The sequence below is a fragment of the Variovorax sp. OK212 genome, from assembly GCF_900112425.1.
GTDB lineage: Bacteria > Pseudomonadota > Gammaproteobacteria > Burkholderiales > Burkholderiaceae_C > Variovorax.
The window spans coordinates 60040-69956 of record NZ_FOLP01000031.1 but is presented as its reverse complement, the minus strand read 5'-3'; the positions used below and the strand labels follow the sequence as shown (position 1 = coordinate 69956).

7 protein-coding genes and 1 pseudogene are annotated in these 9917 nt (G+C 66.6%); 6 read left to right on the top strand and 2 right to left on the bottom strand.

Annotated elements, in window-relative coordinates; all coding sequences use genetic code 11:
* From BM004_RS42245 to flgL, 6 genes and pseudogenes are all read left to right on the top strand, one after another.
* Window positions 1-132: pseudogene (locus BM004_RS42245) on the top strand (chemotaxis protein CheW); the annotation flags it as partial.
* 36 nt (window positions 133-168) lie between these two features.
* Window positions 169-1890: a methyl-accepting chemotaxis protein gene (locus tag BM004_RS38060; RefSeq protein WP_093131166.1), complete on the top strand. Its 1722-nt coding sequence runs from the start codon at window positions 169-171 to the stop codon at window positions 1888-1890.
* A 66-nt stretch (window positions 1891-1956) separates the two neighbouring features.
* A complete protein-coding gene (locus BM004_RS38055) occupies window positions 1957-3678 on the top strand; it encodes a methyl-accepting chemotaxis protein (RefSeq protein WP_093221736.1) in 1722 nt (573 codons plus the stop codon).
* Window positions 3679-3779: 101 nt separating this feature from the next.
* Window positions 3780-5507 carry a methyl-accepting chemotaxis protein gene (locus BM004_RS38050; RefSeq protein WP_093221734.1) on the top strand — a complete coding sequence of 576 codons (1728 nt, stop codon included), beginning with the start codon at window positions 3780-3782 and terminating at the stop codon, window positions 5505-5507.
* Between the two features lie 87 nt (window positions 5508-5594).
* Entirely contained in the window at window positions 5595-7559 is a 1965-nt protein-coding gene (gene flgK / locus BM004_RS38045) for a flagellar hook-associated protein FlgK (protein ID WP_093221731.1), read from the top strand.
* Window positions 7560-7600: 41 nt separating this feature from the next.
* Window positions 7601-8812, top strand: a complete 1212-nt coding sequence (flgL, locus tag BM004_RS38040) for a flagellar hook-associated protein FlgL (RefSeq protein WP_093131158.1) — start codon at window positions 7601-7603, stop codon at window positions 8810-8812.
* Window positions 8813-8853: 41 nt separating this feature from the next.
* Here flgL and fliR read toward each other — a convergent pair whose 3' ends face one another.
* On the bottom strand, window positions 8854-9639 hold the full coding sequence (gene fliR / locus BM004_RS38035) for a flagellar biosynthetic protein FliR (RefSeq protein WP_371271224.1): 786 nt from the start codon (window positions 9637-9639) through the stop codon (window positions 8854-8856).
* Window positions 9640-9647: 8 nt separating this feature from the next.
* Window positions 9648-9917: a flagellar biosynthesis protein FliQ gene (gene fliQ, locus BM004_RS38030; protein WP_093131156.1), complete on the bottom strand. Its 270-nt coding sequence runs from the start codon at window positions 9915-9917 to the stop codon at window positions 9648-9650.

Below are 9917 nucleotides of genomic sequence, written 5' to 3'. Positions count from 1 at the left end.
GGCTCGGTGCTGGACGCCGACTACCTGATCGGGCTGGGCACGCTGGACGAGCGGATGCTGATCCTGGTGGACATCGACCGCCTGATGTCCAGCGACGAAATGGGCCTCGTCGAGGCCGCCGCCGTCGCCTGACCCTCGGCTCGAACCCACCCTCCTCAAGGCATTGCCATGAACTTCCTGTCCAACCTTCGCATCGGCACCCGCCTGATGCTGGCCTTCGCCATCGTGCTGGGGCTGACCGTGGTCTCGACCGCCATCGCCCTGGTGTCTTCGCGCAGCAACGCGGAAGCCACGCGGCTGATGATGCAGAGCCCGCTCGCGAAAGAGCGGCTCATCTCCGACTGGTACGTGCTGACGTACGCGGCCATCGCACGCACGTCGATGATCGCGCGCACCACCGACGAGACCTTGCCCGTGACCTTCGCGGACGTCATCTCCGACAGCGTGAAGAAGGGCAGCGAGACCATGGCGAAGGTGGAGCCGCTGCTGTTCACCGACGAGGAAAAGGCAACCTACAAGTCGATCGTCGAGCTGCGCGCCAAGTACCAGGCGGCGAAGGACGACGTGGGCAAGGCCAAGGCCAGCGGCAATGCGGTGGACACCGCGCGCGCCTTCAAGGAATCGTTCCAGCCGGCGGCCAAGGCCTATGAAGGCCGCGTGCTCGACCTGCTGGCCATCGAACGCCGCGACATCGACAGCATGAGCAAGGGCATCGACACCGCGAACGCGCACAGCTTCAACCTGCAGCTGCTGCTGACGGTGCTGACGGTGCTGAGCGGCGGCATCTTCGCGTTCTTCATTGCGCGCAGCATCGTGCGCCCGCTGGCGCAGGCCGTCGAGCTGGCCGAGACGGTGGCCGCCGGCGACCTGAGCACCGACATCCGCGTGGAAAGCCGCGACGAGGCCGGCCAGCTGATGCAGGCGCTGAAGGACATGAACGCGAACCTGGCCAAGGTGGTGGGCGAAGTTCGCACCGGCACCGAGACCATCGCCACGGCGTCGGGGCAGATCGCCTCGGGCAACCAGGACCTGTCTTCGCGCACCGAAGAGCAGGCGAGTTCGCTGGAGGAAACGGCAGCGTCGATGGAAGAACTCACGTCGACCGTGAAGCAGAACGCCGACAACGCGCGCCAGGCCAACCAGCTGGCGGTGTCGGCTTCGGAAGTGGCCGTGCGCGGCGGCAATGTGGTCGGCCAGGTGGTGGACACCATGGGCTCGATCAACGCTTCGTCGAAAAAGATCGTCGACATCATCGGCGTGATCGACGGCATCGCGTTCCAGACCAACATCCTGGCGCTGAATGCCGCCGTGGAAGCGGCGCGCGCCGGTGAGCAGGGCCGCGGTTTCGCCGTGGTCGCATCGGAAGTGCGCAGCCTGGCGCAGCGCTCGGCGGCGGCGGCCAAGGAAATCAAGACGCTGATCGGCGACTCGGTCGACAAGGTCGAGGAAGGCAGCAAGCAGGTCGCGGAAGCCGGCCGCACCATGGAAGAAATCGTCGGCAGCGTGAAGCGCGTGACGGACATCATGGGCGAGATCACCGCCGCCAGCCAGGAGCAGACCTCCGGCATCGAACAGATCAACCAGGCCATCACGCAGATGGACCAGGTCACGCAGCAGAACGCCGCGCTGGTGGAAGAAGCCTCAGCCGCCGCGCAATCGCTTCAGGAGCAAGCGGGCAGCCTCGTGCAGGCCGTCAGCATTTTCAAACTGGGTTCGGGTCACCAGGCGCCTGCGAGATTGCAGGTGGCGGTGCACCCCGCGCATCCCGCGCAACTTCCGGCGAAGGCCAGGGCCAAGGCATTGCCGACGGCCCGCAGCAAGCCGTCGCAACCCGCCGCGCCCCAGCTGGCCTCGGCCAGCAGCAGCAACGGCGACTGGACGGAATTCTGAGTCTTCCCGCGGAACAACTGAAAACAACAGGTTACCCGGGGCCCGCGGCCCCACGAAGGAAAAATCATCAAAGCGTTCTACAACCTCAAAATCGCGACCAAGCTGCTTGTGTCGTTCATCGCCGTCCTTGTGCTGACGGTCTGCGTCGGTGCCGTGTCGGTGCTGCAGCTGGGCAAGGTCCACGACATGTCCACGGACCTGGCGACCAACTGGATGCCGGCCACGCGCTCGCTGCTGGAAATGAAGAACCTGGTGTCGCGCTACCGCACGCAGGAACTGCAGCACATCCTGTCGGGTTCGTACGACGAGATGGCCACCTATGAAAAGTCGATGGACCAGACCTGGGCGCTGCTGCAGAAGAGCATGGCCGAGTACGCCGCACTCATCTCCGAACCCCAGGAACGCGAGGTTTTCCCCGAGTTCCAGAAGCTGCTGAACCAGTACGGCGCCGAGCACAACAAGATCATCGCGATCTCGCACACGCAGGACAGCGAGCAGGCGACCACGCTGAGCCGCGGCAAGTCGCTGCAGCTGAACCGCGAGATGAACGCGGCGCTCGACAAGCTCACCGAAGTGAACGTGAACGGCGCCGTGCGCGCCGGTGCCACGTCCGACAGCGTGTATGCGCAAGCACGCCTGTGGGTGGTCGGCCTGCTGCTGGGCGCCGTGGCGCTCGGCCTGGTGCTGGCACTGTGGATCGCGCGCATCGTCGCGCGTCCGCTGGCCGAAGCCGTGAAGGTGGCGCAGTCGGTGGCCGGCGGCGACCTGACCAGCCGCATCGAATCGGAAACGACCGACGAGACCGGCCTGCTGCTCGACGCCCTGAGGGGAATGAACGACAGCCTGGTGAAGATCGTGGGCGAAGTGCGCACGGGCACGGACACGATCGCCACGGCCTCGAGCCAGATCGCCTCCGGCAACCAGGACCTGTCTTCGCGCACCGAAGAGCAGGCCAGCTCGCTCGAGCAGACGGCGGCGTCGATGGAAGAGCTGACCAGCACCGTGAAGCAGAACGCGGACAACGCGCGCCAGGCCAACCAGCTGGCGGTGTCGGCTTCGGAAGTCGCCGTCAAGGGCGGCACGGTCGTGTCGCAAGTGGTCGACACGATGGGTTCCATCAATGCGTCGTCCAAGAAGATCGTCGACATCATCGGTGTGATCGACGGCATCGCGTTCCAGACCAACATCCTGGCGTTGAACGCCGCGGTGGAAGCGGCACGCGCCGGTGAACAGGGCCGCGGCTTTGCGGTGGTGGCATCGGAAGTGCGCAGCCTGGCGCAACGCTCGGCGGCGGCGGCCAAGGAAATCAAGACGCTGATCGGCGACTCGGTCGAGAAGGTCGAGGCCGGCAGCAAGCAGGTGGAAGAAGCGGGCCGCACGATGGAAGAGATCGTGGGCAGCGTGCGCCGGGTGACCGACATCATGGGCGAGATCACCGCAGCGAGCCAGGAACAGACCTCGGGCATCGAACAGATCAACCAGGCCATCACGCAGATGGACCAGGTCACGCAGCAGAACGCCGCGCTGGTGGAAGAAGCCTCAGCCGCTGCCCAGTCGCTGCAGGAACAAGCGGGCAGCCTCGTGCAGGCCGTGAGCATCTTCAAGCTCGACAACGCCCCGGTGGTGGCCCGCACCGGCTTCACGCGCATCACCCCGATGCCCAAGTCCGGCAAGCCCGCGCCCAAGCGTGCGGCCAAGGCGCTGCCCGCGCGGCGCGAGCCCGGTTCGGGCACCGCGCCCAAGCTCGCCATGGCGGCCGACGCCAAGGGCGACTGGACCGAGTTCTAGGGGAAACGAGGGGTCAACCACTGGCGGGCCCGTGCCGATAACGACGCGACAACGCCGCATTCCGCGGCGAGATTCGTTCCAGTTCTGAAAGAAGAAATCAAATGAGTTTGAAGAACCTGAAAATCGGCGCCCGCCTGGGCCTTGGCTTCGCGGCCATGCTGGTCCTGATGGCCGTCATCGCCGGCACCGGCCTGATGCGCCTGTCGAACGTGGGCAAGGCCACGGACGAGATGATCGAGAACGCGCTCGTGAAGGAGCGCCTGGCCAACCAGTGGTCGAACCTGCTGGGCCCGACCATCGTGCGTTCGTTCGCGATGGTCAAGGCCACCGACCCCACCGTCGTCGCGTACTTCGCGAAGGCGCGCGCCGACAGCTCGGCGCTCATCAATCCGGTGCAGAAGAAGCTCGAGGAGATGCTGACGACGCCGGAAGAAAAGAAGCTCTACGCCGGCGTGGCCGATGCGCGCGCCGTGGTGCTGGAGATCATCGAGAAGATCAACAAGCTCAAGGCCGCGGGCCAGAGCGCCGAGGCCAGCGAGATGGCGGACACCAAGTTCGCCGCCGGGCTCACCGTCTATGAAGAAGCCGTCGCCAAGCTCGCCGCGCACCAGCGCGACAAGATCGACGTGCTGTCCAAGGGAATTTCGGCCGACTACGGCACCGGCCAGGTCACCCTGCTGGCGCTGTCGGCCATTGCGCTCGTGCTGGGCGCGCTGCTCGCCTGGCGCCTGACGCTGGGCATCGTGCGCCCGCTGGGCCACGCCGTGACCGTTGCCGAGACCGTGGCCGCCGGCGACCTGAGCACGGACATCCGCGTGGAAAGCCGCGACGAGGCAGGGCAGCTGATGCATGCCTTGCGCGAAATGAATGCGAGCCTGGCCAAGGTGGTGGGCGAAGTGCGCGTCGGCACCGAGACGATCGCGACGGCCTCGGGGCAGATCGCCTCGGGCAACCAGGACCTGTCTTCGCGCACCGAAGAACAAGCCAGCTCGCTGGAGCAGACCGCCGCTTCGATGGAAGAACTCACGTCGACCGTGAAGCAGAACGCCGACAACGCACGCCAGGCCAACCAGCTGGCGGTGTCGGCTTCGGAAGTGGCTGTGCGCGGCGGCAATGTGGTCGGCCAGGTGGTGGACACCATGGGCTCGATCAACGCGTCTTCCAAGAAGATCGTCGACATCATCGGCGTGATCGACGGCATCGCGTTCCAGACCAACATCCTGGCGCTGAACGCCGCGGTGGAAGCGGCGCGCGCCGGTGAGCAGGGCCGTGGCTTCGCGGTCGTGGCATCGGAAGTGCGCAGCCTGGCGCAGCGCTCGGCCGCGGCCGCCAAGGAAATCAAGACGCTGATCGGCGACTCCGTCGAAAAGGTCGAGGAAGGCAGCAAGCAGGTCGCGGAAGCCGGCCGCACCATGGAAGAGATCGTCGGCAGCGTGAAACGCGTGACCGACATCATGGGCGAGATCACCGCGGCGAGCCAGGAGCAGACCTCCGGCATCGAACAGATCAACCAGGCCATCACGCAGATGGACCAGGTCACCCAACAGAACGCGGCGCTGGTCGAAGAGGCCTCGGCCGCCGCCCAGTCGCTGCAGGAACAGGCCGGCAGCCTGGTGCAGGCCGTCAGCGTCTTCAAGCTCGACCAGAACACCGTGGCCGTGCCGCGCGCGGCTTTCACGCGCATCACGCCGATCCCCAAGGCGGTGCGCCCCGCGCCCAGACGCCCGGCCGGCGCGCTGCCCGCGCGGCGCGAGCCGGCGGCGCAGCTGGCCATGGCCGGTGGCGGCAAGGACGGCAAGGCAGACAAGGGCGACTGGACCGAGTTCTGACCCTCAACATTCGGCCGGAGCTGCCGATATAGAGCATGAGGCATCGAAGAGATGCCACCCCTACACACCATCGACAGGTAAAGCCATATGTCCGGAAGTTTGTTTTTCACGGGTCTGAGCGGCCTCAGCGTAGCTCGCACCGCGCTGATGACCACGGCCCACAACACCGCCAACGTGTACACCGCCGGCTACAGCCGCCAGGTGGCCGAGATCGCCACCGGCAGCGCCATTTCCAGCGGTTCGGGCTTCATCGGCTCCGGCGCCAACGTGACGACCGTGTCGCGCAGCTACGACCGCTACCTGACGGCGCAGCTGTCCAGCGCGCAGTCGAGCTCGGCCGCGCTGGCCACCAACAGCGTGCAGATCAACCGCATCGACACGCTGCTGGCCGACAAGACCTCGGGCATCGCACCGCTGATGCAGAGCTTCTTCACCAGCATCCAGGGCGTGGCCAACACGCCGGCCGACCCGGCCGCGCGCCAGCAGATGATCAGCTCGGCGCAGGCACTGGCCAGCAAGTTCCGCACGACCGACCAGTACCTGTCGGACCTGAATTCGTCGGTGAACGAGCAGATCTCGGGCAGCGTCGACCAGATCAACACCTACGCCACCAAGATCGCCAGCCTCAACCAGCAGATCAGCCAGATCAGCGCGATGGCCGGCGGCCAGCCGCCGAACGACCTGCTCGACCAGCGCGACCAGCTCGTGAGCAACCTGAGCCAGGTGGTCGACGTGAAGGTGCTGCAGCAGGACAACGGCAAGTACAACGTGTTCATCGCCACCGGCCAGTCGCTGGTGGTGGGTGACTACGCGTCGGAGATGGCGGCTGTGAACTCGGCCGCCGACCCGTCGCGCAAGGTCGTGGCACTCAAGGGCTTCAGCGGCAACACCACCGAGCTGGCCGACGGCGTCATCAGCGGCGGCGTGCTGGGCGGGCTCATGAGCTTTCGCCGCGACACGCTGATCCCGTCGCAGAACGCGATCGGCCGCCTCGCCATGTCGGTGTCCGACGCGGTGAACGCGCAGAGCAAGCTGGGCGTGGACCTGAACGGCGCGCTGGGCCAGAACTTCTTCTCGCAGTCCGTGCCGGGCGTGCTCCCCAACGCCAAGAACACGGGCAACCTCGAACTCAGCGGCACGCTCACTGACGCGTCGAAGCTCACGACCAGCGACTACACCGTGAGCGTCACCGACGTGGCCGGCACGCTCAACTACTCGGTCACCCGGCTTTCGGACAAAACGTCGATGGGCACATTCACCACTTTCCCCATCACCTTCGACGGCGTCACCCTCGGCGCCGCCAGCGGCACCGCACAGGCCGGCGACTCGTTCATGGTGCAGCCCACGCGCACCGGCGCGCGCGACCTCAACGTGGTGACGCTGGACCCGGCCAAGGTGGCCGCCGCGTCGCCGGTGATCACCGGCAACACCTCGGGCAACAAGGGCACCGGCGCGCTGGGCACCGCCACCGTGGACGCCAGCTACCCCGGCACGCCGCTGGCCGGCACCGTGACGCTGAACTACGACGCCGCCACCGGCAGCTTCTCGGGCTTCCCGGCCACCTCGGCCGTGACCGTGACGCTGGCCGACGGCACCAGCACCAGCTACGCCGCCGGCGCGGCCGTGCCCTACACCGCCGGCGCCAAGATGAGCTTCGACGGCGTCACGGTCAGCATGACCGGCGCGCCCTCGCAGGGCGACGCCTTCACCATCGGCAAGAACAGCTCGGGCGTGTCCGATGGCAGCAACGCGCTGCTGCTGGGCGCACTGCAGCGCAAGAACACGATGGCCGGCGGCACCGCGACCTTCAACGGCGCGTACTCGCAGCTGGTGAGCGACGTGGGCAACCGCGCCATGGCGGTCAAGGTGGCCGGCACCACGCAAGACAGCGTGACCAGCCAGATCAAGGCCAGCCAGCAATCGATTTCCGGCGTCAACCAGGACGAGGAAACCGCCAACCTGCTGATGTTCCAGCAGATGTACCAGGCCAACGCCAAGGTGATCCAGACCGCGTCGACGATCTTCGACGCGATCCTCGGCATCAGCAACTGATCGCCTTCACCGTCATCAACGTACAGATCCAGGCAAACCCCATGCGCATCAGCACCGCTTCCTTCTACGACCAGAACGTCGTCTCGATGGGCCAGCAGCAGCAGAAGCTGTTCCGCGTCCAGCAGCAGCTGGCCACGAATTCCAAGTTCCTCACGGCCGGCGACGACCCGGTGGCCGCGGCCCGCGCGCTCGGCGTCAGCCAGACGCTGTCGGAAACCGCGCAGTACGCCACCAGCCGCCAGCGCGCGTCGCTGTCGCTGTCCACCGAAGAGAACGCGCTCAACTCGGTCACCTCGATCCTGCAGAACATCAAGACGCTGACCGTGGCCGCCGGCAACGGCACGCTGACGGACGCCGACCGCGCCTCGATCGCCACCACCATCCAGAGCGGGCTGGACCAGCTCGTGGGCGTGGCCAACTCCGACGACGGCAACGGCCAGTACCTGTTCGCGGGCTTCAAGAGCGGCAGCCCGCCGTTCGTGGCCACCACCGGCGGCGGCGTGCAGTACGTGGGCGACCAGGGCCAGCGCCTGATGCAGGTCGACGTGGCGCGCCAGCTGTCCACCTCGGACGACGGCCGCAGCGTGTTCCAGTCGGTGCAGGGCGGCGCGGGCTACGTGACTTCCACCTCGTCCACCAACACCGGCACCGGCGTGTTCGGCCCCGTCAGCGTGAAGGATTCCACCGCCGCCAACTACGGCAAGGACTTCACCATCAGCTTCGCTGGCGGCAACTACACCGTGAGCACCAAGGACACGCCGCCCGTGGTGGCCGCGACCGGCGCCTTCACGGCGGGCGAGCCCATCTCGTTCGGCGGCGTGCAGCTGAGCGTCACCGGCACGCCGGCCAGCGGCGACAGCTTCGACGTGTCGACCGCCAAGAACGCGGGCACCGACGTGTTCGAGGCCATCGGCAAGCTGGTGACGGCCCTGCGCACCCCGCTGACCGGCGGCGGCGACGCCGCCAAGGCCCAGCTGCAGAACGCCCTGAGCACCGCCAACGTGAAGGTCACCAACGCGCACGACAACGTGCTGACGGTGCTGTCGTCGGTGGGCTCGCGCCAGAGCGAAATCGACGCGCTGGACAGCAGCGGCTCGGACAGCAAGCTGCAGGAGGAAAGCTACCTCTCCAGCATCCAGGACCTGGACCCGTACAGCGCGATCGCGGAGTTCTACCAGCGCCAGTCGTCGCTGCAGGCCACGCAGATGACCTTCGCGCGGCTGAACAGCATCTCGCTGTTCAACTACCTGTAAGAGAAAAAGAGAGAAAGAGAAGGGAGCAGGGCCGTGCAGTTCTACGAACGCAAGCCCTGCGTGAACCGCAGCATGTTCGAGATCGACTCCGCGAAGCGCGGCTCGAGGAACGCCGCCAGGTTCGGCATCAGCAGCTGCAGCATGAAGATGCCGGCCAGCAGCGTGAGCGGAAAGCCCACGGCGAAGATGCTGAACTGCGGCGAGGCGCGGTTCAGGATGCCCATGGCCAGGTTCAGCGTGAGCAGCGCGGTGATGAGCGGCAGCGCCAGCATCAGCCCGCTGGAAAAGATCTCGCCGCCGGTGAGCACCAGGAACATCCAGCCGCCGGAGGCCAGCGGCGCGGTGGCGATGGGCAGGGTCTGGAAGCTCTCGGTCAGCGCGTTCACCATCAGCAGGTGCCCGTCGAGCGAGAGAAAGATCAGCGTGGCCAGCATGTTCAGCAGGCGCGCCACCACCATGGTGCTGCCATGGCTCATGGGATCGAAGAAGGACGCGAACGAAAGGCCCATCTGCAGGCCGATGTATTCGCCCGCGGCCAGCACGGCGGCGAACACCAGCTTCATCGAGAAGCCCATGGCCGCGCCGATGAGCACCTGCTGCACGATGATCCACGCGCCGCCGGCGGAGACCACCGGAACCTCGGGAAACGGCCCGAGGGTGGGCGCTATCACGAAGGTGAGCATGGCGGCCATGGCCACCTTCACCGGCCGCGGCACCCAGGCCTCGGAGAAGATGGGCGCGGTGCTGATCAGCGCCAGCATGCGCACGAACGGCCACAGGAAGGCGACCATCCAGCCCTCGAGCTGGCCCGAGGTGACCGAGAAGATCGAAGGCGTCACGCCAGCAGCTGCGGAATGCCTGCGAACAGCGCGCGCATGTAGTCGAGCATGCGGTCGAGCATCCAGGGGCCGGCCACGACCAGCGTCGCGAACACCGCGAGCAGCTTGGGAATGAAGGACAGCGTGGACTCGTTGATCTGCGTGGCCGCCTGGAAGATGCTGACGATCAAACCGATCACCAGCGCCACCAGCAGCAGCGGCGCGCCCAGCAGCAGCGAGATCTCCATGGCCCGGTGGCCCATGGTCATGACGGATTCGGGATTCAT

Bases quoted from the DNA above. Each gene is read 5' to 3' on its own strand.
- flgK (WP_093221731.1), top strand. From the start codon at position 5,595: ATGTCCGGAAGTTTGTTTTTCACGGGTCTGAGCGGCCTCAGCGTAGCT.
- flgL (WP_093131158.1), top strand. From the start codon at position 7,601: ATGCGCATCAGCACCGCTTCCTTCTACGACCAGAACGTCGTCTCGATG.
- BM004_RS38050 (WP_093221734.1), top strand. From the start codon at position 3,780: ATGAGTTTGAAGAACCTGAAAATCGGCGCCCGCCTGGGCCTTGGCTTC.
- fliQ (WP_093131156.1), bottom strand. From the start codon at position 9,917: ATGAATCCCGAATCCGTCATGACCATGGGCCACCGGGCCATGGAGATC.
- BM004_RS38060 (WP_093131166.1), top strand. From the start codon at position 169: ATGAACTTCCTGTCCAACCTTCGCATCGGCACCCGCCTGATGCTGGCC.